Origin of the sequence: Tardiphaga sp. 866_E4_N1_4, from assembly GCF_052076075.1 — a bacterium.
Classification (GTDB): domain Bacteria; phylum Pseudomonadota; class Alphaproteobacteria; order Rhizobiales; family Xanthobacteraceae; genus Tardiphaga; species Tardiphaga robiniae.
The window spans coordinates 4807432-4831222 of the sequence record NZ_CP197242.1 but is presented as its reverse complement, the minus strand read 5'-3'; the positions used below and the strand labels follow the sequence as shown (position 1 = coordinate 4831222).

The following is a 23791-nucleotide window of genomic DNA, read 5'->3' as shown; positions in this document are numbered from 1 at the left end:
AGACTATTGCGGGGTCTGCTCGCCCTGGCGCCACTGGCCCCCAGCGATCTTCGCGGCAGCGATGACCGCCTGGGTGCGGCTCTCGACACCGAGCTTCTGCAGGATCGCCGAGACATGCGCCTTGATGGTCGCCTCGGATACGCCGAGCTCATAGGCGATCTGCTTGTTGAGCAGTCCTTGCGACAGCATCATCAGCACGCGGACCTGCTGCGGCGTCAGCGTCACCAGCCGATCGCGCAATTTGCTCATTTCCGGATCGGCTGCTGCGGACATATCGACGTCCGGTGGAACCCAGACGTCGCCATCCATCACGCGCACGATGGCATCGCGCAGCGTATCGACGCCGAAGCGCTTTGGAATGAAGCCTGACGCGCCAAAGTCCAGCGATTGGCGGATCGTACCGACGTCATCGCTGGCGGAGACGATAACCACCGGAATCGCGGGATACTGTGCTCGGAGGTAAATCAGTCCCGAGAATCCTGATATCCCCGGCATCGACAGATCGAGCAGGATCAGATCGACGTCGGAATCCTGTTCCAGCAGTTTGGTCAGATCCTCGAATGTACCAGCTTCATCGACCGTGGTCGTCGGCAGCACACTGCTGACCGCCTGCCGCAATGCACCGCGGAACAACGGATGATCGTCGGCAATAATGAGGCGCGAGGGAGCGATAACGGTCATCAAAATCCATGCAAAAATCTTGCGGCGAACCAGCGACCGCGTTGAGACGACGCGCAAAAGCGCATTTCGCCACAAGTGTCCCCCGCGCGACAACGTCTTGCAAGCGTCCAATGCTGCCACGCGGTAAATTGGTGAACGCCGGCCATTGTGCGACGCAATATTTCATATGCACGCGCACGTCCGGATGGACGTTTTCGCCACTGCGACGTCTGCGCACAGCCCCTTGCGCACGGCCTAAAGTCGTATTGGGTCGCATTTCCCCGCAATGCTACCTTTTGCATCGAAGTTCTCTGCAATGAGCCGACAGAAGTTCGGCGCAGCGAGCGAGAAGCCACAATAAATTTTGCAACGGATTTGGGGAGCGATTCAAACATGTCCACCATCGCAGCAACATCGGCGAAAGCCCAAGGGATGACGAAGGACGAACGCTTCGTCATCTTCGCGTCATCGCTCGGCACTGTTTTCGAATGGTATGACTTCTACCTGTTCGGCTCGCTGGCCGGCATCATCGGCGCGCAGTTCTTCGGCGTGATCGATCCCGCCACCAAGCTGCCGATGTTCAACCAGGCCACGCGCGACATCTTCGCGCTGCTGGCCTTCGCCGCGGGCTTCATCGTTCGTCCGTTTGGCGCCATCGTGTTCGGACGCGTCGGCGACATCGTCGGCCGCAAGTATACGTTCCTCGTCACCATCCTCATCATGGGCCTGTCGACCTTCATCGTCGGCATCTTGCCTAATGCAGCGACCATCGGCATCGCGGCTCCGATCATCCTGATCGGCCTGCGCCTGCTGCAAGGCCTTGCGCTCGGCGGCGAATATGGCGGCGCGGCAACTTATGTGGCGGAACACTCGCCGGCCGGCAAGCGTGGCTACTACACGTCGTTCATTCAGACCACGGCCACGCTCGGCCTGTTCCTGTCGCTGCTCGTGATCCTGTTCACGCGGTCGGCGCTGGGTGAGCCTGAATTCGCCGCCTGGGGCTGGAGAATTCCGTTCCTGGTCTCGGTGGTTCTGCTCGGCATCTCGGTCTGGATCCGTCTGCGCCTGAATGAATCGCCCGTGTTCCAGAAGATGAAGGACGAGGGCAAGGGCTCCAAGGCTCCGCTCACCGAAGCCTTCGGCAACTGGAGCAACGCCAAGATCGTGCTGATCGCACTGTTCGGCGGCGTGATGGGCCAGGGCGTGGTTTGGTACACCGGCCAGTTCTACGCGCTGTTCTTCATGCAATCGATCCTCAAGGTCGACGGTTACACCGCGAATCTCCTGATCGCGTGGTCGCTGCTGCTCGGCACCGGCTTCTTCGTGTTCTGGGGCGCCCTGTCCGACAAGATCGGCCGCAAGCCGATCATTCTGGCAGGCTGCCTGATCGCAGCGCTGACCTTCTTCCCGATCTTCCGGATGATCACCACCAACGCCAACCCGACGCTGGAAAAGGCGATCGAGACCGTGAAGGTGGAAGTCGTTTCAGATCCCGCGCTTTGCGGCGATCTGTTCAATCCGGTCGGCACCCGCGTGTTCTCCACGCCTTGCGATACAGCCCGCGCCTATCTGGCCCAGTCGTCGGTCAAGTACTCGACCGCCTACGGTCCGGCAGGCTCCGGCGTGAAGGTGGTCGTCAACGGCAAGGACGTGCCCTACACCGCGGCTGCAGCGTCGAACCCGCAGGTTCTCGCAGCTGTTCAGGCGGCGGGCTATCCCAAGGCGGGCGACGCGCAGATCGTGAAGATGGCGCATCCGTTCGATATCTTCCGTCCGCAGGTCGCGGCGGTGATCGGACTGCTGTTCGTCCTGGTGCTGTTCGTGACCATGGTCTACGGGCCGATCGCGGCAATGCTGGTCGAACTGTTCCCGACCAAGATCCGCTACACCTCGATGTCGCTGCCCTACCACATCGGCAACGGCTGGTTCGGTGGACTTCTCCCGGCGACCGCCTTCGCCATCGTGGCCTCGACCGGCGATATCTACGCCGGCCTCTGGTACCCGATCATCTTCGCGGCAATCACCGTGGTCGTCGGCTTCTTCTTCCTGCCGGAGACCAAGGACGTCGATATCAGCGCGAACTAACTTCGCCAAGCCGGCAGCCCAGGCTGCCGGCAGACACGACAACAACAAACCGGCCGCGGAGCAATCCGCGGCCTTTTTTTGTTTCAGCAGATCTGCGCGCGTCAGGTCGCGCCGACGAACTGCAGCACCACCTCGCGGCGATGCGGGCGGGCGCGGTGTTCGATCAGATAGATCCCCTGCCAGGTTCCAAGCGCGAGCTTGCCTGACAGAACGGGGATGTGCAGCGAGGTTGCGGTCAGCATGGTACGAACATGCGCCGGCATATCGTCGGGACCCTCCGTATCGTGCGTCCAGTTAAAATCCTGAGGCGCAAGACGATCGAGCGTTGTCATGAGATCGATCAGCACGGAAGGATCGGCGTTTTCCTGGATGGTGAGCGACGCTGAGGTATGGCGGATGAACAGCGTCAACGCACCTTCTCGGGCGCCGATCTCGCTCAGGAATTTGCCGACCTCGCGGGTGATATCGATGAAGCTGGCACCGGATGTCTGCACAGTCAGCAGCGACGACACGACAGTTTCGACACGAACTGCAGACGGCGCGCTGCGCGTAACGGATCTGGCAGATGTCATGAAATCCCCTCTTGGCCAATTCCACCTTGACTGATGAACCAAAACGCCGAGATGGCGTTTCCCCTTCAATCAAGACCGACAAGGGAAAACGCCATGAAGCCTAAAACATCAAGGGACATTCCGGGGCCGGGGCCACGCAAGGACGAACAGCGCGCACAGGAGAAAGCTGTCATCAAGGACGCAGACAACACCGATCAAGCCGACCGCGACGCCATTCATGGCGACGGCGACGATATCGGGCTCGACCGCAAATAAGAGCTGCGCACTGCGTTAATCGTCGGAGCTAACCACGTCTGCGCGGTGAATTTCCTCGCCCTCTTCGTTGCGGACGGAAATGGCGAAGTGCTTGCCGCGAAGCTCGGGCCTGATCTTGTAAATATCGCCTGCGAGCTTGTCGGCGACCTCAGCGGCCAGCAATTCATTGCGCAAAATCTGCCCGGAAGCGTCGGGCACGGTCGTCCCATCGACGAGATCAAAATAAAATCTCGGCATCAAAGTGCTCCCTTAAGTCGAAAAACGTACGATTTGGCTCCTCTCTGCTAGTACCGAATTATTCTCTCAATATCGCCGCAGAGGCGCTGCGCATCATACCAGTCAACTATGTGAGCACTTCCATCCGGCGCGAAACTCGCAGCGCTCAGATTTTCCCGCTGGAATCGCGCTGGATGCGGCTAGCCATGTCGACAAGGCGTCGCCACGCGTTTTCGACAAAGGCCATCACCCGATCGACATCGCGTTCGCTCGGCAGCGGAATCTCGATCTTGCGCTCGCCATCCGCACTCCCTGACTTCCCGGGCTTCAGCGAATCCTGCTTCGGGAGCGCTTCATCGGTCTTGCCGGCGACGGCTGGACCGCGCTGGGCAAGCTCCGCCTTCAGTCTGTCGTTGTCCCTCTGCAGCCGCCCTATCTCGGTATCGAGCGCGGCACGTTCATCCGGCAAAACATAGCAGGCCCAGCCGGATCCCTTATCCGTGCATGTCGAAACCGTGCCGGTGCGGGTATCCAGGCGGATGACGCCTTCAGCGATCGGCGACAGCGAATAACGGCCATTCTCGATGTCCGGGAGGGCCTGCGCAGACGCACTGACGGTCCCGGCCATCAGAACCGCGCCGACCCATGCAGCGTACCGCATGGACTGCCCGGGGGAGGTAAAACGCACCACAGCATTCTTCATGGAGATGCTCCGCGTTGCGAGTCGGGGCGATAGCCGCCTTTACTCTCAGATGTGCTCAGATTTGAGATTTGAAAGGCGCCCGCTTCGCCTTCAACGCATCAGCCAGCAATTCGAGCCGGTCCTGCCCCCAAAATACTTCACCGTTGAGCACATAGGCCGGCGAGCCGAACACGTCAGCCGCAATCGCTTCCTGACGGTTCTGTTCGTATTTTGCAGCCACATCGCTCGACGCCGCGCGCTCTAGCAGTTTCGCGCCCGGCAGCCCCGAATCATCCGCCAGCCTGGTCAGCACGGCCGTGTCGCCGAGATTGAGCTGACCTTCCCAGACCGCGGGAAATGCGCGGCGCAGGAACGGGTCCGGATCGTGTCCGGCCTCCAGCGCCGCGATCACCAGACCATCGGCGAGTCGGCCATCGAATGGCCAGTTCTTCGGCTGCAGATGAAAATCGAGACCGCGTTTGTCGCGCCAGCGCTGCAATTCAAGCATCCGGTAGCGCTGCCGCACCGGATGACGCTTGCCCAGCGGAAGGCCGCCGGTTTCCGAAAACAGATCGCCGAGAAATACCGGCTTATGATTCACCTTGAGATCATAAGTACTTACGAGATCGCGAAAGAGCGTGTGGCCGATATAGGCCCAGGGCGATGGCAGCGAAAAATAGTAGTCGATCTCTTGAGACATTCCGGGCTCCGGCAGGGGCGTTTTCAAACTCAGCGGTACTCCAACAGAGCGCCCTGCGCCGTGCAAGATAGATCACCTCGAAAGTCATTCTTGCGCTGCGGCGATCCCGCGCAGCGGGATTCGAATTTCGTCAATAAAATCAAGTGAATCAAAGCACTAACAGGCGATCAGCGAATCTTGACTTGGCAAGATGCGCTAAGTATGGTCCGCCCGGCTTTGAAGGGTGATGGGGCGTTATTTCCAGCATTTGCAGCGTTATTTCGAGTGTCGCAAGCATGACGAACGGCACACGGGACGATGACAGTGAACGCGGAAACGATGGCAAATCGTCTCCCGATGAGGCTGCGCTTTCCGCAAGGCTCGGAAGTCTGAATCAGCGTCTGTCCAAACTTCAGGATGAGCGCAAACTCCAGACTGACCAATCCGAAACTGGAAGCGGAAACGCGCAGTCCAGGGCATCGGCCATGGCGGTGGGTCTCCGTCTTTCTTCGGAACTGGTCGCGGGCGTCGTCGTCGGAACGATTCTGGGCTGGGGCTTCGATCGTTTGCTGTCGACATCGCCGTGGGGCCTGATCGTTCTCATGCTGCTCGGTTTCGTCGCCGGCGTGATGAACGTGATGCGCTCGGCTGGTGTCGGGAAAAAAGCGGAATAAGAAATTCGCGCCCAAGACCTCTGCGTCGTTGGCGCAGCATTTGAGTGCCGGCTGTCCGGCAAGGAAACGCCGGACGTTCCGGCCGAATTGAAAGACCGACGTGGATGGCCGATCCGATCCATCAATTTGAGATCCACAAGATCTTCACCCTGGGCCATATCGGCAATCAGGAAATCGCCTTCACCAACTCATCGGCCTATATGTTCGGCGCCGTCGCCGTCGTGTCGCTGCTGATGATCGGCGGCAGCGCCGGACGTGCGCTGATCCCGAGCCGTTTCCAGTCGGTCGCCGAGCTGTCCTTCGAATTCGTGTCGAATACGGTGCGCAGTAGCATCGGCGAAGAAGGCATGAAGTTCTTCCCGTTCGTGTTCTCGCTGTTCATGTTCATCCTGACGGCGAATCTGATCGGCATCATCCCCTATACCTTCACCGTCACCAGCCATCTGATCGTCGCCGTCGCGCTGGCATTGATGGTGTTCCTGACCGTGCTGCTCTACGGCCTCTACAAAAACGGTCTCGGCTTCTTCAAGCTGTTCGTGCCGCACGGTATTCCGATTTACATCCTGCCGCTGGTCACGGTGATCGAGGTGATCTCGTTCCTGTCCCGCCCGGTGTCGCATTCGGTCCGTCTGTTCGCCAACATGCTGGCCGGCCACATCACGCTGAAGGTTTTTGCCGGCTTCGTGACCTCGCTGAGCGCACTCGGCGCACTCGGCATTTTCGGTTCGGTGCTGCCGCTGGCCATGACCACGGCGCTGACCGCGCTGGAACTGCTGGTCGCCTTCCTGCAGGCCTATGTGTTCACGATCCTGACCTGCATCTATCTCAACGACGCACTTCATCCGGGCCACTAACCATCGCTTCTTAGTGTCCTGGCGGAATTCACCCTCAACCGTCTAAATCCCTATCCCAAGAAGGAGTTTTACTATGGATCCCATCGCAGCGAAGTACATCGGCGCCGGCATTGCTTGTCTCGGCATGGGTGGCGCTGGCATCGGCGTCGGCATGATCTTCAGCCAGTTCCTCAACGGTGCGCTCCGCAATCCGTCGGCTTCCCAGGGCCAGTTCGCGAACCTGATCTTCGGCTTCGCCGTGACCGAAGCGCTCGGCATCTTCTCGCTGCTGATCGCGCTGCTGCTGCTGTTCGCCGTCTAAGCTGAAAACGGATCCGGTTGCCGCTCCGTCCTGGAGTGCTTCCGATCGATAAGGAGACTGCTGTGGCTGAAGGTCAGGGCAAATCCAAGGGCGCCGATCACGGGACTGCCGCACACACTGCGGCAGACGGTGGTCACAAGGCGTCGTTTCCGCCGTTCGAGAGCAACACCTTCGCTTCACAGCTGGTGTCGTTCGCGATCGCGTTCGGCTTGCTCTATCTGATCGTGTCGCGTCTGGCGCTGCCCCGCGTCGGCGGCGTGCTTGCGGCCCGTCAGCAGGTTCTCGATACGGACCTGAACGAAGCCGCCAAGCTCAAGGGCGATTCCGACGCTGCATTGAAGGCTTACGAAACCGAACTCGCCAATGCCCGCGCCAAGGCGCAGGCGATGGCGACCGAAGTTCGTGAGAAGCTCAATGCGGAACAGGAGCAGGCCAAGGCGAAGCTCGAAGAGAGCCTTGCCACCAAGCTTGCTGCAGCGGAGCAGACCATCGCCACCACCCGCGCAACGGCGATGGGCAATGTGCGCAGCATTGCTGCGGACACGGCCTCGGCGATCGTCGAACGCCTGACGGGCATCAACCCGGATGCAGGCGCCGTCAACGCCGCGCTCGACGCGTCGCTGAAAGGATAAACGGATGTTCGGACTTCAAGCTGAATTCTGGGTCGCCGTCGCTTTTGTCCTTCTGATGGCGGTGTTCGGCTGGTTCGGTATTCACCGCACCATCCTGACGGCGCTCGACCACCGCAGCGTCCGTATCAAGCAGGAACTCGACGACGCCCGTCGCCTGCGCGATGAAGCCGCCGCGTTGCTCGTCGACTACAAGAAGCGTCATGCCGCGGCCGAGCGCGAAGCGCAGGACATCATCACGTCCGCCAAGGAAGAGGCCGAGCGCATCGCCGCCGAAGCCAAGACCAAGATGGAAGATTTTGTCGCTCGCCGCACCAAGAGCGCAGAGGGCAAGATCGCAATGGCGGAAGCCCAGGCGATCGCAGACGTTCGCGCAGCCGCAGCCGAAGCCGCAGTGAATGCCGCGGCCTCGGTGCTATCGCAGTCGGTAAAGGGCTCGGTGGCCGACGACCTGATCACCAAGGGCATCGGCGAAGTTCGCTCCAAGCTGAACTAAGCGAAAGACTTCAAACTGAAAAAGCCGGCGCGAGATGATCGCGCCGGCTTTTTTGTTGGCTCGGATTGCCCCTTAGCGCCGCTTGCGTGCGGGTGCCTGCGATTTCAGGGCCTGCGGATCGAAGCCGATATAGAAGATGTAGGAATCGCCTGCAGTACCTGTGGGCACGGGATAGACGAGATCCTCACCGACCAGACTGAACGGCACGCTGGTCTCGCTGCCGATCTGCACATTGGTCTGGAACACCTTGGTGGCGATGGTCTTCGGCGTCACGCCCTCCTGCACCACGGCGACACGCAGCGGCACATCGACCACTGCTGGCGCGCCGGCCGGCCCGACGATGACGCGGCCCTGGATGCCGATCTTGACCGAGATCTGACCGCCATTGAGATCGCAGGAGCGCGCCGTCCGGGTGATGGTGGCCTGGAAAGCCAGATCGTTGCCGACCGCAGGCTTGCCCGCAGCGCCGACCGCATAGGTCGAGGCGCCCGGCCGGATGCTGACGCTCGGGCAGGTCAGATCGTTCTCGTCGGTCTGCGGCGACTGCGGCGCGCCGACCTCGGTGGACTTGCCCGAGAACAACTGAGTGAAGCGATCGGTCATCGACGGGCTGCCGCTGCTGCTCGGCGAACCGCCGCCGAACATGCTGCCGCCGCCGCAACCGGCCAGCGTCAGGCTTGCTGCAGTGATCACCAGCAGGCCGCGGAGCGCGCCGGTGCGGCCGCTGATCGGCATCGAACGAATGTTTCGCATTATGAAGATATCCCCGGAAATTCAGTCGTTTGCGCAGCCCCGCCCAAGGCGTGCGCAGGGCCTTATAACAGCGCAATGGCGGCGAACCCAAGGCGCTTGAGAGAGGACAGATGCGCGCCATTGCGCCACATCCGGACATCGCGTTGCAGCACGACTACCCGCGGAAATCCTCATGCAGCATGCCGTAAAGCAGGTGATCCTGCCAGATGCCATTGATGCAGAGATAACGCCGCGCCAGTCCTTCGCGCGAGAAGCCACACTTCTCCAGCACCCGCACCGACGGCAGGTTGCTGGGAATGCAGGCGGCCTCGATGCGGTGCAGGTTCAACTCGCCGAACAAGGTTGGCAACAGCACCCGCAGCGCCGCGGTCATGACGCCCTGCCCGGTATAGGGCTGGCCGACCCAGTAGCCGATGGTGCCGGCCTGGACGATGCCCCGGCGCACATTGGCGAGCGTCACGCCGCCCAGCAGCGTGCCATCGGACTCGCGAAACACCAGAAACGGATAGGCGCGATCAGCGGACGCATCGTCGGCATAGCGGCGCAGCCGGCGGCGAAAGCCGGAGCGCGTCAGGTCGTCTGACGGCCAGATCGGCTCCCACGGTGTGAGATAACCCCGGCTCAGCTCACGCAGATCGGCCCATTGCGGAAAATCGCTCATCACGGGCGCGCGCAACGCAACGCCGTAGCCGCGCGGCGCCAGCGCCGCCGGCATACTCGATGGCAAACGAAACAGGGCCATAGGCTCGCTCCCTGATGCCTCGGACCTCACCTGCCTAGTGGAGCAGGCTCTTGTCCTTGGCGCGGGTCAATCCTTCCGCAAAAGCCACTGCCGTGTCCAGCCCCCGGCCGCTGCCGAGCGCCGCCACGGCCGGGCGGCTGCGCGTCAGCAGGCCACGGGCGACGTTGCGGGTCGATTCCACGCTGACATCATCGATGCGCTGGACGAGCTCTTCCACGGTGAGCGGACGGCCATAGGCCAGCATGTGCCGCGCCAATTGCTCGGCGCGCGAGCTGCAGCTCTCCAGCGCCATCAGCAGACCGGCCTTCATCTGCGCCTTGGCGCGCGCGATTTCGGCTTCGGTCAATGTCTCCACCGACTCGTTGATGACGTCGACGATGACTTCCATCATCTCCGGCGCATCGGTGGGATCGGTGCCGGTATAGAGACCGAAGAAGCCGGTGTCGGTATAGGGCGCGTGGAAGGTGTAGATCGAATAGCAGAGGCCGCGCTTCTCACGCACTTCCTGGAACAGCCGCGAGGACATGCCGCCGCCGAGAATGTTGGTGAAAACCTGCAGACTGAACAGCGACAGGTCCGATTGCGGCAAGCCTTCCAGCGCCAGCGTCAGATGCGCCTGTTCAAGATCGCGATTGACCACACGCGAACCGCCCTTGCCGAACATCGCCGGCTGCGGCTTCGGAGCGGCCGTGCCTTCGAAGCTGGAAAAGCGATCGGCGGCTTCATGCACGACCTGGCGATGATTCACGGCGCCGGCTGCAGCCACCACCATGTCCGGCCCGCGATAATGCGTGGACAGGTAGCTCTGCAGCATGTCGCGATCAAACCCCTTCAGCGTCTTGGCGGTGCCCAGAAGCGAACGGCCCATCGGCTGGTCGGGATAGCAGAGCTCGTTGAGATGTTCGAACACGACGTCATCGGGCGTATCCTGCGCCGCGCCGATCTCCTGCACGATCACGCTCTTCTCGCGCTCCAGCTCATCCGGCACGAAAGTGGGGTTGGCGAGAATGTCCGAGAGCACATCGAGCGCCAGCGGCACATCGGCCTTCATCACGCGGGCGTAATAGGCCGTGGTCTCGGTCGAGGTCGCGGCATTGAGATCGCCGCCGACCGCCTCGATCTCCTCGACGATCTCGCGCGACGAACGCTTCTTGGTGCCCTTGAACGCCATGTGCTCAAGCAGATGCGAGATGCCGTGCTCGTTGGGCTTCTCATCGCGGCCACCGACGCCGGTCCAGACGCCGAGCGCTGCGGTTTCCAGATGCGGCATGGTATCGGTGATGACCGTCAGGCCCGAAGGCAGTTTGGTAACTTCGACAGTCATCAGGACACTCCTTGCTTCGCAGCACGGCTGACCGACAGCACGAACTGCTCAATATCGCTTTGGTCATTCTTCATGACCTTAATATGCTCGGGCTTCGTCATCAGCCCTTCCAGATAGACCGGCAATGCCGGCCGCACTCCGCAAGCCGCCTCCACCGCATCGGGGAATTTTGCCGCATGCGCCGTCGACAACACGACATTGGGCACATGCATCTCGGTGGTGTCGCGATCGGCGACGGCCAATGCCACGGCAGTATGCGGATCGATCAGGTCGCCGGTTTCGCGCCACGCGGCGCGAATGGCAGCCGAGGTCTCGTCCTCGTCGGCGCGGCCGGATTCGAAATCGGCACGGATCGCGGTCAGCACTTTCTCGGGCAGCACGAAACGGCCGGACTGTTTGAGCGAATCCATCAAGCCGCGCACCAGCGCAGCATCGCGGCCGGAAGCTTCGAACAGCAGGCGCTCGAAATTCGACGACACCTGAATGTCCATCGACGGCGACGACGAGGCGTGAACCTCACGCACCTCGTAGATGCCGGTTTTGAGCGTGCGATCGAGAATGTCGTTGACGTTGGCAGCAACGCGCAGCTTGCGCACCGGCAGACCCATGCGCTTGGCCACATAGCCCGCAAAGATGTCGCCGAAATTGCCGGTCGGCACGGTGAAATCGACCGATCGCGCTGGCGCACCGACGGCAACGGCCGAGGTGAAGTAGTAAACCACCTGCGCAACGATACGTGCCCAGTTGATCGAGTTCACACCCGACAGCGACACGGCGTCACGAAACTTGTGATGATTGAACAGACCCTTCACGATCGCCTGGCAATCGTCGAAATGGCCCTCGACGGCGAGCGCATGGACGTTCGACGCGCCGGTCGTGGTCATCATGCGACGCTGCACGTCGGAAATACGGCCGTTTGGGAACAGTACGACGAGATCGACATTGTCGCGACCGGCGAAGGCATCGACGGCAGCGCCACCGGTGTCCCCGGAGGTCGCGACCACGATCGTGGTACGCTGATTGCGCTTGGCGAGGACGTGATCCATCAGCCGCGCGATGAGCTGCATGGCGACATCCTTGAACGCCAGCGTCGGGCCGTGAAACAGCTCGAGCACGAACTGGTTCGGCGCGGTCTGGTCGAGCGGCACCACGGCGGGATGGCGGAAGGTGGCATAGGCCTCATTGGCCATGCGCCCGAGATCTTCGTCGGAAATCTCGCCGGCCACGAACGGCCGGAGCACCTCGACGGCGACTTCCCAATAGGGCCGGCCGAACAGCGACGCGATGGTCTCGGCTGACAACTGGGGCCAGACCTCGGGAATGTAGAGACCGCCGTCGCGGGCAAGCCCGGTCAGCATGACATCGCAAAAACCGAGTTTCGGGGCCTCTCCCCGCGTCGAGATATAGGTCGTCAAAGCGTCCTCCAAAGGCGCGGAAAACCGCCAAGCCTTTGATAATAATGGGGTTAAAACTTCACGCCGCGTGAAATCGAAGGGCACCATAATGGGTTTCGCCGGGCGAGGAAACCGACTTTGGCCAGGGTTCAGGCCCGCCGCTGGCCCCTGATCCAGACCCCGAAGGCAATCACCACGGCGGCCGCGAGGCCAAACCAGGTGATGGCATACTGCATGTGGTCATCCTTGAGATGGATTTCGAGCGGACCGGGCTTCGGGATGGCGTTGGCCGGCACGGGGCTTTCCAGATCGACATAGAACGGCGCGACAGGGTCCCAGCCGAGCGCCTGCGCCATGGCGCGCTGGTCCCGGTTGAACCAGAGGCGCTTGCTGACGTCGTCATGGGGCGTCAACGTGCCCGCGGTTTCGGGAAAGCGCAGATAGCCGGTCAGGGTCACGGGGGTGCCGGTGATGAGCTTCTGCACGGCGCGGTCCTGCTGGGCGCGATCCTGCATCGTGTTCTGCACGAAGCCCGCATTGATCACGACAGTCTCGCCGGATACCAGCTGCGCCGGCAGGAAGGCCCAGGTCACCGGACCCGGTACATCAGGCCGCACGCCGGAGCCGGAGCTGTAGACCATGCCGTCCGGCACGGATTTGTAGGTGGCCGAGAAGCTGACGCGGCGGAATTCGTCCTTCGTCGGGGTCAGCGCGCTCCATGTGGCCGGCGCGGGCAATGCGCCGGGCGCACCTGCAAGGCGCTCCGTGAGTGCGGCGATCAACGCGTGTTTCTCGGTACGGCGCTGCAACTGCCAGAAGCCGAGGCTGAGGAGCACACCGACGATGATGAGCGTGACGATGCCGAGACCGGTGATACTGCGCCGGCGCGCTGCAACTGTGTTCATTTCGGCGTGCGATCGATGAGTTGGCCTTCGGAGGCCTTGTGGTGGAATTGCAAGGCGATCAGCAGCGACTTCATTGAGCGCAATGGCAGCAGCGTGGTCGCGAGAATCAGCGGCAGCCACAATGCGGCATGCAGCCAGAATGGCGGCTGATACTTGACCTCCACCACCAGCGCGCAACCGACCACGATGGCACCGGCGAGCATGATGATGAAGATCGCCGGACCATCGCCGCTGTCGATGAAAGCATAGTCCAGTTCGCAACGCTCGCAGCGCGGCGCCAGATTGATGAAGCCCGCATAGAGCTTGCCCGCACCGCAGCGCGGGCATTTGCAGGTAAGGCCGCGGATGACGGTCTGGCCGAGCGTGACGGGGGCAGCGAGTTGATCGGGCATCGAGTCGAATTCTTTCACGCCGCAGAGGCCAACGAAAAAGGGCGGCCCTGCGGCCGCCCTCTTGTAGCACCGAATGCGGTCAGTGCGCGGCTGCGCCGACGATGGGGCCGCCATAGCCCCAGACATAGATCGTGACGAACAGGAACAGCCAGACCACGTCCACGAAGTGCCAGTACCAGGCGGCGAATTCGAAGCCGAGGTGCTGCTTCGGCGTGAAGTGGCCGGCATAGACGCGGAACAGGCAGACCAAGAGGAAGATGGTGCCGACCAGCACGTGGAAACCATGGAAGCCGGTCGCCATGAAGAAGGTCGCACCGTAGATGTTGCCCTTGAAGCCGAAAGCGGCGTGGGCATATTCGAACGCCTGCACGCAGGAGAAGGCTGCGCCGAGCAGCACGGTGAGGATCAGCGCATACTTGACGGCCTTGCGATCGCCTTCCAGCAGCGCGTGGTGCGCCCAGGTGACGGTCGTGCCCGAGGTCAGCAGGATCAGCGTGTTGAGCAGCGGCAGGTGCCAGGGGTCGAAGGTCTGGATGCCCTTCGGCGGCCAGACGCCACCGAACAGCGCCTCGCGGGTGGCGTGAACGGGATCGCCGGGGAACAGCGACGAATTGAAGTAGGCCCAGAACCAGGCGACGAAGAACATCACTTCCGAGGCGATGAACAGGATCATGCCGTAACGGTGACTGATCTGCACCACGCGGGTGTGGTCGCCCTTGTACTGGGCTTCGCGGACCACGTCGGTCCACCAGCTTGCGAACACGTAGAGCACGCCGATGGTGCCGACGCCGAACACGATGGGCGCCGCGGCATACATGTGGTGCATCCAGCTGACCGCGCCAACCGCCATGATGAAGGCGAACAGCGAGCCTACCGCCGGCCACGGCGAGGGATCGACGAGGTGATAGTCGTGGTGCTTTGCTTGCGCCGTAGCCATTGCGGTTCTCTCCGTCAGCTGCGCCGGTTGAAGCCGGTGCGAGTTCTCTCAATTTTATAACGCGGAACGCTCCGGGATTTCTCTCAGAGCTTTCTCTTAGAGGTTACCCTTGCGCTTGTCAGTCTCCGTCGCCGCCAATGGCTTCGGCGCCGGATCGCGCAGGGGGTAGAACGTGTAGGACAGTGTGATCGACTTCAGTCCGTCATTCTCGCTATCCGCGGCCAGCGCAGGATCGACATAGAATACGACGGGCATTTCGCGCTTCTCACCGGGCGCCAGGGTCTGGTCGGTGAAGCAGAAGCAATTGATCTTCTGGAAATACGCACCCACCGTCAGCGGCGCCACATTATAGGCGGCCTGTGCGGAGGTGGTACGGGCGGACTGGTTGGTCACGGTGTAGAACACGGTCACAACCTCGCCGATCTTGACCTCGATCTCGCTCTGCTCCGGGACGAATTTCCATGGCAGGCCGCCGGACACATTGGCGTCGAAGCGGACGGCGATCTTGCGTGCGATCGGGCCCGTCGCGGGTGCCGAACTCGCCACCATCGTGGTGCCGTTGAAGCCGGTGGCGCGGCAGAACCAGTTATACAGTGGCACGGCGGCGTAGGACGCGCCGACCATGAAGGCCACCAGCAGACCGCAAGCCGCAGCCACAGTCGCATCACGGCCCAGACCGCGGCGCGCATTCTTATCGCTGCGCGGGCTGCTCACTTCGACTGGCTGGATCTGCGGCTGATCGGTCATGTCACTCAGCTTTTGTCATTACATGGGCCGGATGAGAACGGCCGGCCCTTTGACCATGGTGACGGCAAAGAACAGTACGACGAGAATGCCGAGCGCCCAGGCGATAGCCAGCGACCGTTCGCGCCGGCTCCTCTTCTGGGCCTCGGTGAGGACGATGCCCTCTGGCTCGGTAGGCTTGTGCTCATTGTCCATCGGATCATGCGCCCCTCTACCAGACCAGCGGGAGGATGGCCTTCACGACCACCTCGAGCAGCAGAATGGCAAACAGCGCGAACAGATAGACGATCGAGAACGCAAACAGCTTGCGCGTCGCGCGATTGGCAGGCGTGCCTTCGCGCAGACGATAGACCTCGACGGCGAGATACATCATGCCGGCGCCAAGGATCAGCGAAGCCGTGCCGTAGACGGCCGAGAAATAACCGAGTGGCCAAGGCGCGACGGCAGTTGCGACCAGCACGACGGTGTAGAGCAGGATCTGCAGCCGGGTCGCGTCGGGACCGGCGACCACCGGCAGCATCGGCACGCCGGCGCGGGCGTAATCGTCGTTGCGGAACAGGGCCAGCGCCCAGAAATGCGGCGGGGTCCAGAAGAAGATGATCAAGAACAGCAGGACCGGCTCCATCGAGAGCGTTCCTGACGCCGCAGCCCAGGCGACGACTGGCGGCAGCGCACCGGCGGCACCGCCGATGACGATGTTCTGCGCGGTCCAGCGCTTCAGAGCGATGGTGTAGATCACGACATAGAAGAAGATGGTGAAAGCGAGCAGCGCGCCGGCGAGCCAGTTGACGAGGATGCCGAGCGTCATCACCGAGAAGAAGGCCAGCACCAGACCGAAGGTCAGCGCTTCCGGTCGCGTGATGCGACCGCGCGGGATCGGGCGGTTGGCGGTGCGCGACATCAGCGCGTCGATATCGGCTTCGTACCACATGTTCAGCGCGCCGGAGGCGCCGCCGCCGACAGCGATACAGAGGATCGAGGTGATCGCCAGCACCGGGTGATGATCGCCCGGCGCCAGGAAATAACCGACCATCGCCGTGAACACGACCAGCGACATCACCCGCGGCTTGAGCAGCGCGATGTAGTCGGCAACACCCGCTTCGGAGATGCGGGGGGCAGACAGGTCGATGGTATGGTGGTCGAGGACGGACAAGATCATTCTCACTTTTGTTACGAGCACTCCGCCGAAACTCTTGCGAGTTCGGCGGAGGCATTAACTCGGTGCGGCACCCAAGAGCGCCGCACGAAAACCACTTACTGAACGCGCGGCAGCACTTCGAACTGATGGAACGGCGGTGGCGAGCTCAGGGTCCATTCCAGCGTGGTCGCGCCCGAACCCCACGGATTGTTCGCAGCCTGTTCCTTGCGGACGAAAGCTTCGATCACGCCGTAGATGAAGATCAGTACGGCAAAGCCGGAGATGTAGGAGCCGATCGACGAGACCAGGTTCCAGCCGGCGAAGGCATCCGGATAGTCGACATAGCGGCGCGGCATCCCCGACAGACCCAGGAAGTGCTGCGGGAAGAACACCAGATTCACGCCAATGAAGGTGACCCAGAAATGCGCCTTGGCGATGGTTTCCGAATACATGTAGCCGAACATCTTCGGGAACCAGTAATACCAGCCGGCGAAGATGGCGAACACGGCGCCCAGCGACAGCACGTAGTGGAAGTGCGCGACCACATAGTAGGTGTCCTGCAGCACGCGATCGACGCCGGCATTGGCCAGCACGACGCCGGTGACGCCGCCGAGGGTGAACAGGAAGATGAAGCCCACGGCCCACAGCATCGGCGCTTTGAACTCGATGGAACCGCCCCACATCGTGGCGATCCAGGAGAAGATCTTCACGCCGGTTGGTACCGCGATGACCATGGTGGCGGCAACGAAGTAGGCCTGCGTCGCCGACGACATGCCGACGGTGTACATGTGGTGCGCCCAGACGACGAAGCCGATGCCGCCGATGGCGACCATCGCATAGGCCATGCCGAGATAGCCGAACACCGGCTTCTTCGAGAAGGTCGAGATGATCTGCGAGATCATGCCGAAGCCAGGCAGAATCAGGATGTACACTTCGGGGTGACCGAAGAACCAGAACAGATGCTGGAACAGGATCGGATCACCGCCGCCGTCTGCGGCGAAGAAGGTTGTGCCGAAGTTACGATCCGTCAGCAGCATGGTGATGGCGCCCGCCAGAACCGGCAGCGACAGCAGCAGCAGGAACACGGTGACCAGGATCGACCACACGAACAGCGGCATCTTGTGCAGGGTCATGCCCGGCGCGCGCATGTTGAAGATGGTGGTGATGAAGTTGATGGCACCGAGGATCGACGATGCACCGGCGAGATGCAGCGCCAGAATCGCGAAGTCGACGGCGGGACCCGGATGGCCCGATGTCGAGAGCGGCGCATACATGGTCCAGCCGGCACCGACGCCGTTGGCACCGGGCTCACCTTCCACGAAGGTCGAGATGATGAGCAGCGCAAAGGCGGCCGGCAGCAGCCAGAACGACACGTTGTTCATGCGCGGGAAGGCCATGTCCGGCGCACCGATCATCAGCGGCACCATCCAGTTGCCGAAACCGCCGATCATCGCGGGCATCACCATGAAGAAGATCATGATCAGACCGTGCGAGGTGACGAAGACGTTGTAGGTGTGGCTTTCGTGGAAGATCTGGACGCCCGGATACATCAACTCGATGCGGATCAGGATCGACATGATGCCGCCGATGACGCCCGCCACAATCGCGAAGATAAGGTACATCGTGCCGATGTCCTTATGGTTCGTCGAATAGACGTAGCGCCGCCACCCCGTCGGATGCGCATGCGCATGATCATCGTGGGCGTGGTCGTCGTGAGCCGGTGTTGCCGCGGTCGTTGCCATTTTCAAATCCTGCTTTGTCTTCTTCTGGCAGTCTTTCGGACCTTGCGGTCCCCTCGCCCTAATTTCTTACAGTGCGTGCGGAGCCTCGCGGCTCCGTCACCCGCTTACTGCGCCACAGCGGTTCCGGCCGAAGCGTAGGAATTCGCCGGATTGGACGCGAACTTCTTCTTCGCGGTCTCGACCCATGCGGTAAATTCCTGATCGCTGACGACGCGGATCGCGATCGGCATGAACGCGTGATCCTTGCCGCACAGTTCCGAGCACTGGCCGTAGAACATGCCGGTCTTGGTGGCCTTGAACCAGGTTTCGTTCAGACGGCCCGGAACGGCGTCGATCTTGATGCCGAAGGACGGGATCGCGAAGGAATGGATGACGTCCGCGGCGGTCGTCTGCACGCGCACGACCTTGTTCACGGGAACGACGACTTCGTTATCAACGGCGAGCAGGCGCGGCTGCTTGTCGGTGGCCATCAGCGAGTCGAACTCGAACGGGCCGTTGTCGGGATAGCTGTAGGTCCAGAACCACTGCTTGCCGGTTGCCTTGATGGTCAGGTCGGCTTTCGGAATATCGAGTTCCAGGAACAGCAGACGGAACGACGGCACCGCAACTGCGACCAGGATCAGAACCGGGATGATCGTCCACGCCACTTCGATCAGCGTGTTGTGCGTGGTCTTGGAGGCGACCGGGTTGGCCTTGGAGTTGAACTTCATCACCACGATGACGAGAAGTACAAGCACGAACAGTGTGATGGCGGTGATCAGCCAGAGCAGAAAATTATGAAACCAGGTGATGTTCTCCATCACCGGCGTGGCGGCTTCCTGCAGCTTGAATTCCCACGGCGCGGGCTGGCCCATCACCTCTGCGAATGCAGCACCGCCAAAAGCAAGCCCGGCCCCAACAACTGCTAACCCCAGCAACCGGCGGCCAATCTGGCCCCTCGACATCCTCATGCCGCTCGCGCTCCCATATTTACTGTCGCATTTCGGCCTGTCGCCGAATTATGCCGCCCGATCCGCACCCTGCCAATTTGCCAAAACGCCCAAGTGATTGGCCTGGAGGCAGTTGTTAGAATGCGTCGAAATCTAGCCTCTCAAACCATAATTCGCGGTCTGTCGCAATGCAGGAGTGGCGCATCCCGTAATGCATTCGGCGGTATTGAACGAAGGTCGCAATTGCTGCATGAAATCAGGCATAAAGAGGCGCGCGGCAGCCGAACGGCGCTTGACAGCGGAATTGTCCGATGTAGGCACAGATCAGGCGATCGGCAGGATGCTGATTCGCGCCTGCGAGCGCTTTCGTGGCTCCGTGGATGCCTTCAAGGCGCCGTCATTGCCGTATCATTCCGTGGTCTGGAAAAATCCTCCGGACAGACAGCGTCAAGCGTGCTGCCCTGGACTACGACCACCACGTCACCGCCTAAGGAATCGACCCGGATGGGGCACTCGAAGTTGCAGCATAAACCGACCCTGAACCGCCCGGCCCATGGGATCGCAGGCTGGCGCCGGCTGGCGCTCGGTTGTCTCGCCCTGGCGGCGATCGCCGCCGTCCCGACTACCGCCAGCGCCCAGGGTGCGGTGCGCTCGGTTCATGGCGACTGGCAAATCCGCTGCGATACCCCGCCCGGCGCCCAGGCCGAGCAATGTGCCCTGATCCAGAGCGTGGTGGCGGAAGACCGTTCCAATGCCGGCCTGACGGTGATCGTGCTGAAGACCGCCGACCAGAAGAGCAAGCTGATGCGCGTGGTGGCGCCGCTCGGTGTGCTGCTGCCGTCCGGCCTCGGCCTCAAGCTCGACAATCAGGACGTCGGCCGCGCCGGCTTCGTGCGCTGCCTGCCCAATGGCTGCGTTGCCGAAGTCGTGATGGACGACAAGCTGCTCGCCCAGCTCCGCACCGCCAAAACTGCCACCTTCATCATCTTCGAAACGCCCGAAGAAGGCATCGGCTTCCCGCTCAGCCTCAACGGCATCGGCGAGGGTTACGACAAGCTGCCATAGGCCTTGAACCCGGCAGCATTAGCCGGAACCGCGCCCTCTGTAATAGTCCAGCAATCGCCGGGCATCTTCAGACGTCCAGTCGGCCTCTCCAGCAAGATACCCCTCGACCTGCCCCCTCGTTCCGATCAGATATGAGATAGGCATCGCATAGAGGCTGAACGGGGTATCCGGAGCGGCAACCTCGCCGGCACGTGCGACCAGTCCACCGGGATCGATACCGACATCGAGGTGCCTCAGCTTCAGGTTGCGCACGAACGAAGCAACGTCTGCGCGATCGGTGGCGATCGCGATAACCTGCAGATTTGCGTGTGTCTCGATGTCCTGAAGCCGATCAAGGATCGGCAACTCGGTCTTGCAGGCCGGGCACCATGTCGCCCAGAAATTGACCAGAACGACCTTTCCTGGAAACGCGGTCAGATCAACCGGCTTGCCAACGAGGCGAGGCACCGCAACGGACGGGATCGGCCGCGCTCCCCGGATGACGGTGAACTGATGCCGGGCGGTGCCAAAGGGCGGCGGCCCATCAGGCCGCGCATCCGCGGCAGCGCCCCTCACAGCCAATGCGGCCGTCGTGGCCAATGCCCCTTTGAGCAGCGTACGTCGCGAGATTGGCGAGCGAGTAATAGCCCGTCCGCGGTGCGGTGTTGTCACGGTCCAGCCTCCGATGGGCATCAAATAGGGTAGCGAAGTGTGCCGCTCAGGATCGGATATAGGACCAACCCGCTTCCTGTAGCTCGATGATCCGTCCAGGCCCGCTCGGAACCATCTGAACGTTATCGATAAACGAAATCGGATGGCCCTCGCTGCGCTCCATACCGAGCTTGGTCGCTTCGCAGACCACAAAGCGAATGTCAGGGGTCAGGGCCTGAACGACCTTCAGCAGTTCCTTGACCGGCGACGTGTCCACTCGAAACATATGAATGCCGGCGTTGTAAGCGACGATTTCGATCGAGAAGTCCTGCTTCGTCTCCCGGTAGTATTTCGGCAGGTTCAGCGACGTCGAAATCAGCGCTCTCATGACGGTCGGGTCGTCAGTGTTGATCTGCAGTACGAGACGATGTGTCTTGGCCGCCGCAGGCTTCGTCTCCGGCGCCCACGGCTTTGAAATGGCGGACCCTGCATCCGTCAAAGCCAGCGTGACGAATAACGGTGCCGCAAACGCCAGACCGAACGCCACCGTGGCCAAAGCCTTGCCGCTATAACTCCGCATTGAACTCATCACCTGAACTCGAGCACACTGAAACGTTCGGCTTTTTCCAACGGCAATCCGTGGATGGCCGGATGAGAGCGATGAGCACTCGCTACCTGAGGATCATGCTGCGCTTGGCGTAAGCCACGATACCGCTCAATGCGAGCAGCACGATCGCCGGAATCGGCGAACCACCAATGACAAACACATGCGTGAAAATCGCACCGATCATGATGCAGCACAGGAGGGCCGCGCCAAACGCGACCGTTGACGGAATGATGATCAGGACCGCTCCGAGGATTTCGAGCGCGCCGGTCAGATAGCGGAACCATTGCCCAAGGCCGATATGTTCGAACTCCTCGACGAGCATCGGCACGCCGTAAAGCTTGGCAGTCCCCGCAGCGGCGAACGCAAGAGCGAGCAAGCCCCTGACGGCCCAGAGACTGATGGAGGTCCAGCGCCGCGGTGCTGACGAGGTGACGGAAGACGATGACATGGGCAGCTCCGAAGATGGTCAAAACGGTTTCGGCGGCGCGGCTGACGACAAAGTCTGCTTCAGATCCACGGCGCGCTTTCGAAGCACAAATTTCGGCAGTAAGATGAAAAAGACAAGTAGAATGCTTTTTCTGAGATAGTATGAAAAACATGACTAATGGAAAAACAGGCGATATCGCGCTCCCCGAATGTCAGCAGGGACGGGAAGTAGAAGATTTTCATCGGGCGCTGGGGATGATTACCGGCAAATGGAAATGTGAGATCCTCTGGCAACTGGTCCAGAGCAAACACCGGTTTGGAGAACTGCAGCGAGCGATTCCGAGTGTCACGCAACACATGCTGACGACACAACTGCGCGATCTTGAGTCCAACGGACTCGTCAAGCGCACGGTCTTCGCCGAGATCCCTCCGAGGGTGGAATATGAAATCACGGAATCGGCGAGAGCGCTCAGGCCGGTCTTCGACGAACTGTTCCGATGGTCGCAGGCGCATTTCTCTGCGATGCAGGCTCGATCCGCGACCTCATCCGGCTCCGACGAGAGCGCAGCGCCCCTGACTCATCCTTGATCCGGGAACGGAGCGGCTTACTCGCCGGGCACCAGGTTGACCGCATGACGGCGCCCGGGCTTCGATGCCGCGCGCAGGCGGCGGCGCGAGAAATACAGGATGAAGCCGGTCACGGTGAACAGCGGCATCAAGGCCGCGGCCAGCAAGAACACGATGCGACCGGGCAGCCCCAGGAATGCACCGGTGTGGATGTGCAGCACCGCGGCCAGAATGCGCTCACCGAATGTCTTGTCGTTGTAGAGCTCTGCCGACACCATGCGGCCGGTCACGCCATCGATGCGGAAATCATCGCGCGCTTCATCGAATGACGCATCCTTTGCCACCGAGCGGATACGCACGACACTGCCCGGTCCGTTCGGCACCTGCATGATCGCCATCGCATAGCGGCTGCCCTGATCAGCCAGAAACGTCGACCAGACCTTGTCGAGGGACGGAACCGCAGGCACATCAGCGGCAGGTGCTTTGGCGCCCCCCTTTGCTGCGCGCATTGCCGGCGCACTCGCAGCGGGCTTGCTCGACAGCAGCCAGGTCGCGCTGGCCTTGTACCAGTCGAACGACCACCAAAGGCCGGTGAGAATGGTCACCAGATAGACCGGCAGCAACCAGGTGCCGACGACGCTATGCAGCGACCTGTGAAACGGACGGCCGGGCATCGCCAGATTCGGCCTCAGCCAAGCCTTGATGCTGCCGACACGGCGCGGCCAGCGCAGCACCATCCCGGAGATCAGCAACACCAACAGGCCAAGCACGGCGACGCCGGTGATTAGACGGCCATAGCCATTGCCGTTACCGGGCAGCAGCAGAAAGCGGTGCAGGTTGCGCAGCGTCGCAAAGAAGCCCTCCCCCTGCATCGCCGAGACGACGCGGCCGTCATAGGGATCGACATAGACCGACGAGCGTTCCCCAGTCTCGCTGCGGGCAAAGCGCATACGTACGGCGATACCCGGTTCGCTCGAAAAGACGATGAGGCCAACCTTGCCCGCCCCCGGCACCGCCTGAACCCGCGCCACCAGCGCATCAGGTCCGAGCACAGGTGCAGGCCGCGGATCGACTTTCGTCACATCGCGGTTCAACGCAGCGACGATTTCGTCCTCGAAGCTCAGCATGGCGCCGGTCAGACCGATCAGGCCCAGGATCAGCGAGATCGCCAGGCCGATGATGGAATGGACTTGCAGGAATGCGGATTTGGTTCGTGAGGCCATGAAAAGCGATAATTGCCAGAAGAGATTAGTCCTGCAAGGAATACCGTTCACACAGGATGATGCTCGGAGGTCTACCGCACCGCAGCCTGAGGCGCATCGGAGCGCAGTTTGTAATAGCTCCAAGGTAGCCCATCATGGCTGGCACGGTTGCCCCCAGAGGATCTCGCCCC

General features: G+C 61.6%; 30 protein-coding genes. 9 read left to right on the top strand and 21 right to left on the bottom strand.

Going from position 1 to position 23791, the window contains the following annotated elements:
- Positions 1-3: 3 nt before the first annotated feature.
- On the bottom strand, positions 4-681 hold the full coding sequence (locus AB8B20_RS23335) for a response regulator (RefSeq protein ID WP_068732722.1): 678 nt from the start codon (positions 679-681) through the stop codon (positions 4-6).
- Between the two features lie 411 nt (positions 682-1092).
- Here AB8B20_RS23335 and AB8B20_RS23330 point away from each other — a divergent pair, with 411 nt between their 5' ends.
- A complete protein-coding gene (locus AB8B20_RS23330) occupies positions 1093-2745 on the top strand; it encodes an MFS transporter (RefSeq protein ID WP_439074049.1) in 1653 nt (550 codons plus the stop codon).
- A gap of 101 nt (positions 2746-2846) precedes the next feature.
- Here AB8B20_RS23330 and AB8B20_RS23325 read toward each other — a convergent pair whose 3' ends face one another.
- On the bottom strand, positions 2847-3317 hold the full coding sequence (locus AB8B20_RS23325) for a secondary thiamine-phosphate synthase enzyme YjbQ (protein ID WP_439073423.1): 471 nt from the start codon (positions 3315-3317) through the stop codon (positions 2847-2849).
- 93 nt (positions 3318-3410) lie between these two features.
- On the opposite strand from AB8B20_RS23325, the gene AB8B20_RS23320 reads away from it, so the two are divergent.
- The gene (locus AB8B20_RS23320; RefSeq protein WP_170849831.1) at positions 3411-3572 is read left to right on the top strand and encodes a hypothetical protein; all 162 of its coding nucleotides are present in this window, start codon (positions 3411-3413) and stop codon (positions 3570-3572) included.
- A 15-nt stretch (positions 3573-3587) separates the two neighbouring features.
- On the opposite strand, the gene AB8B20_RS23315 is transcribed toward AB8B20_RS23320, so the two are convergent.
- The 3 genes from AB8B20_RS23315 to AB8B20_RS23305 all read right to left on the bottom strand — a co-directional run bounded on the left by AB8B20_RS23315 (position 3588) and on the right by AB8B20_RS23305 (position 5170).
- A complete protein-coding gene (locus AB8B20_RS23315) occupies positions 3588-3809 on the bottom strand; it encodes a DUF6894 family protein (RefSeq protein WP_089266842.1) in 222 nt (73 codons plus the stop codon).
- A gap of 145 nt (positions 3810-3954) precedes the next feature.
- A complete protein-coding gene (locus AB8B20_RS23310) occupies positions 3955-4491 on the bottom strand; it encodes a hypothetical protein (RefSeq protein WP_439073424.1) in 537 nt (178 codons plus the stop codon).
- 55 nt (positions 4492-4546) lie between these two features.
- Entirely contained in the window at positions 4547-5170 is a 624-nt protein-coding gene (locus AB8B20_RS23305) for a 2-hydroxychromene-2-carboxylate isomerase (RefSeq protein ID WP_093761648.1), read from the bottom strand.
- 275 nt (positions 5171-5445) lie between these two features.
- On the opposite strand from AB8B20_RS23305, the gene AB8B20_RS23300 reads away from it, so the two are divergent.
- From AB8B20_RS23300 to AB8B20_RS23280, 5 genes are all read left to right on the top strand, one after another.
- Positions 5446-5823, top strand: coding sequence for an AtpZ/AtpI family protein (locus tag AB8B20_RS23300; RefSeq protein WP_068732630.1), 378 nt, complete (start codon positions 5446-5448; stop codon positions 5821-5823).
- Between the two features lie 104 nt (positions 5824-5927).
- Positions 5928-6677 (top strand): F0F1 ATP synthase subunit A, encoded by a 750-nt coding sequence (locus tag AB8B20_RS23295; RefSeq protein ID WP_089266839.1) that lies wholly within the window; start codon positions 5928-5930, stop codon positions 6675-6677.
- 73 nt (positions 6678-6750) lie between these two features.
- Entirely contained in the window at positions 6751-6978 is a 228-nt protein-coding gene (locus tag AB8B20_RS23290; protein ID WP_068732626.1) for a F0F1 ATP synthase subunit C, read from the top strand.
- Between the two features lie 62 nt (positions 6979-7040).
- Positions 7041-7610 (top strand): F0F1 ATP synthase subunit B family protein, encoded by a 570-nt coding sequence (locus tag AB8B20_RS23285; RefSeq protein WP_184513054.1) that lies wholly within the window; start codon positions 7041-7043, stop codon positions 7608-7610.
- 4 nt (positions 7611-7614) lie between these two features.
- Entirely contained in the window at positions 7615-8103 is a 489-nt protein-coding gene (locus AB8B20_RS23280) for a F0F1 ATP synthase subunit B family protein (protein WP_439073425.1), read from the top strand.
- Positions 8104-8175: 72 nt separating this feature from the next.
- Here AB8B20_RS23280 and AB8B20_RS23275 read toward each other — a convergent pair whose 3' ends face one another.
- From AB8B20_RS23275 to coxB, 12 genes are all read right to left on the bottom strand, one after another.
- Positions 8176-8856 carry a hypothetical protein gene (locus AB8B20_RS23275; protein ID WP_439073426.1) on the bottom strand — a complete coding sequence of 227 codons (681 nt, stop codon included), beginning with the start codon at positions 8854-8856 and terminating at the stop codon, positions 8176-8178.
- A 154-nt stretch (positions 8857-9010) separates the two neighbouring features.
- Positions 9011-9598 (bottom strand): GNAT family N-acetyltransferase, encoded by a 588-nt coding sequence (locus AB8B20_RS23270; protein ID WP_175365935.1) that lies wholly within the window; start codon positions 9596-9598, stop codon positions 9011-9013.
- Between the two features lie 34 nt (positions 9599-9632).
- A complete protein-coding gene (locus AB8B20_RS23265; RefSeq protein ID WP_093761650.1) occupies positions 9633-10922 on the bottom strand; it encodes a M16 family metallopeptidase in 1290 nt (429 codons plus the stop codon).
- Positions 10922-12337, bottom strand: coding sequence for a threonine synthase (gene thrC / locus AB8B20_RS23260; protein ID WP_175365934.1), 1416 nt, complete (start codon positions 12335-12337; stop codon positions 10922-10924). The genes AB8B20_RS23265 and thrC overlap by 1 nt, the downstream gene beginning before the upstream one ends.
- A 128-nt stretch (positions 12338-12465) precedes the next feature.
- Positions 12466-13221 carry an SURF1 family protein gene (locus AB8B20_RS23255; protein WP_439073427.1) on the bottom strand — a complete coding sequence of 252 codons (756 nt, stop codon included), beginning with the start codon at positions 13219-13221 and terminating at the stop codon, positions 12466-12468.
- A complete protein-coding gene (locus AB8B20_RS23250) occupies positions 13218-13613 on the bottom strand; it encodes a DUF983 domain-containing protein (protein ID WP_439073428.1) in 396 nt (131 codons plus the stop codon). Before AB8B20_RS23250 ends, AB8B20_RS23255 begins: the two co-directional genes overlap by 4 nt.
- A gap of 79 nt (positions 13614-13692) precedes the next feature.
- Positions 13693-14550 carry a cytochrome c oxidase subunit 3 gene (locus AB8B20_RS23245; protein ID WP_089266832.1) on the bottom strand — a complete coding sequence of 286 codons (858 nt, stop codon included), beginning with the start codon at positions 14548-14550 and terminating at the stop codon, positions 13693-13695.
- Positions 14551-14646: 96 nt separating this feature from the next.
- Positions 14647-15297, bottom strand: coding sequence for a cytochrome c oxidase assembly protein (locus AB8B20_RS23240; protein ID WP_175365930.1), 651 nt, complete (start codon positions 15295-15297; stop codon positions 14647-14649).
- 18 nt (positions 15298-15315) lie between these two features.
- Positions 15316-15489, bottom strand: a complete 174-nt coding sequence (locus tag AB8B20_RS23235) for a CoxF protein (protein WP_439073429.1) — start codon at positions 15487-15489, stop codon at positions 15316-15318.
- Between the two features lie 16 nt (positions 15490-15505).
- Positions 15506-16447 (bottom strand): heme o synthase, encoded by a 942-nt coding sequence (locus AB8B20_RS23230; RefSeq protein ID WP_439074050.1) that lies wholly within the window; start codon positions 16445-16447, stop codon positions 15506-15508.
- 101 nt (positions 16448-16548) lie between these two features.
- Positions 16549-18174 carry a cytochrome c oxidase subunit I gene (ctaD, locus tag AB8B20_RS23225; RefSeq protein ID WP_068732612.1) on the bottom strand — a complete coding sequence of 542 codons (1626 nt, stop codon included), beginning with the start codon at positions 18172-18174 and terminating at the stop codon, positions 16549-16551.
- A 104-nt stretch (positions 18175-18278) separates the two neighbouring features.
- Positions 18279-19124, bottom strand: a complete 846-nt coding sequence (coxB, locus tag AB8B20_RS23220) for a cytochrome c oxidase subunit II (protein ID WP_089266828.1) — start codon at positions 19122-19124, stop codon at positions 18279-18281.
- Positions 19125-19607: 483 nt separating this feature from the next.
- Here coxB and AB8B20_RS23215 point away from each other — a divergent pair, with 483 nt between their 5' ends.
- A complete protein-coding gene (locus tag AB8B20_RS23215; protein WP_231078358.1) occupies positions 19608-20168 on the top strand; it encodes an invasion associated locus B family protein in 561 nt (186 codons plus the stop codon).
- A gap of 18 nt (positions 20169-20186) precedes the next feature.
- Here the strand turns inward: AB8B20_RS23215 and AB8B20_RS23210 are convergent, their stop codons facing one another.
- The 3 genes from AB8B20_RS23210 to AB8B20_RS23200 all read right to left on the bottom strand — a co-directional run bounded on the left by AB8B20_RS23210 (position 20187) and on the right by AB8B20_RS23200 (position 21853).
- Positions 20187-20819 (bottom strand): TlpA family protein disulfide reductase, encoded by a 633-nt coding sequence (locus AB8B20_RS23210; RefSeq protein ID WP_439073430.1) that lies wholly within the window; start codon positions 20817-20819, stop codon positions 20187-20189.
- A 46-nt stretch (positions 20820-20865) separates the two neighbouring features.
- Positions 20866-21378: a DsrE family protein gene (locus AB8B20_RS23205; RefSeq protein WP_439073431.1), complete on the bottom strand. Its 513-nt coding sequence runs from the start codon at positions 21376-21378 to the stop codon at positions 20866-20868.
- A 91-nt stretch (positions 21379-21469) separates the two neighbouring features.
- A complete protein-coding gene (locus AB8B20_RS23200) occupies positions 21470-21853 on the bottom strand; it encodes a DoxX family protein (RefSeq protein ID WP_439073432.1) in 384 nt (127 codons plus the stop codon).
- A 233-nt stretch (positions 21854-22086) separates the two neighbouring features.
- Between AB8B20_RS23200 and AB8B20_RS23195 the strand changes: the two genes are divergently transcribed.
- Complete coding sequence (locus AB8B20_RS23195; protein WP_410001902.1) at positions 22087-22419, top strand: winged helix-turn-helix transcriptional regulator; 333 nt, start codon at positions 22087-22089, stop codon at positions 22417-22419.
- Positions 22420-22436: 17 nt separating this feature from the next.
- Here AB8B20_RS23195 and AB8B20_RS23190 read toward each other — a convergent pair whose 3' ends face one another.
- The gene (locus tag AB8B20_RS23190; RefSeq protein WP_439073433.1) at positions 22437-23621 is read right to left on the bottom strand and encodes a PepSY-associated TM helix domain-containing protein; all 1185 of its coding nucleotides are present in this window, start codon (positions 23619-23621) and stop codon (positions 22437-22439) included.
- Positions 23622-23791 lie beyond the last annotated feature (170 nt).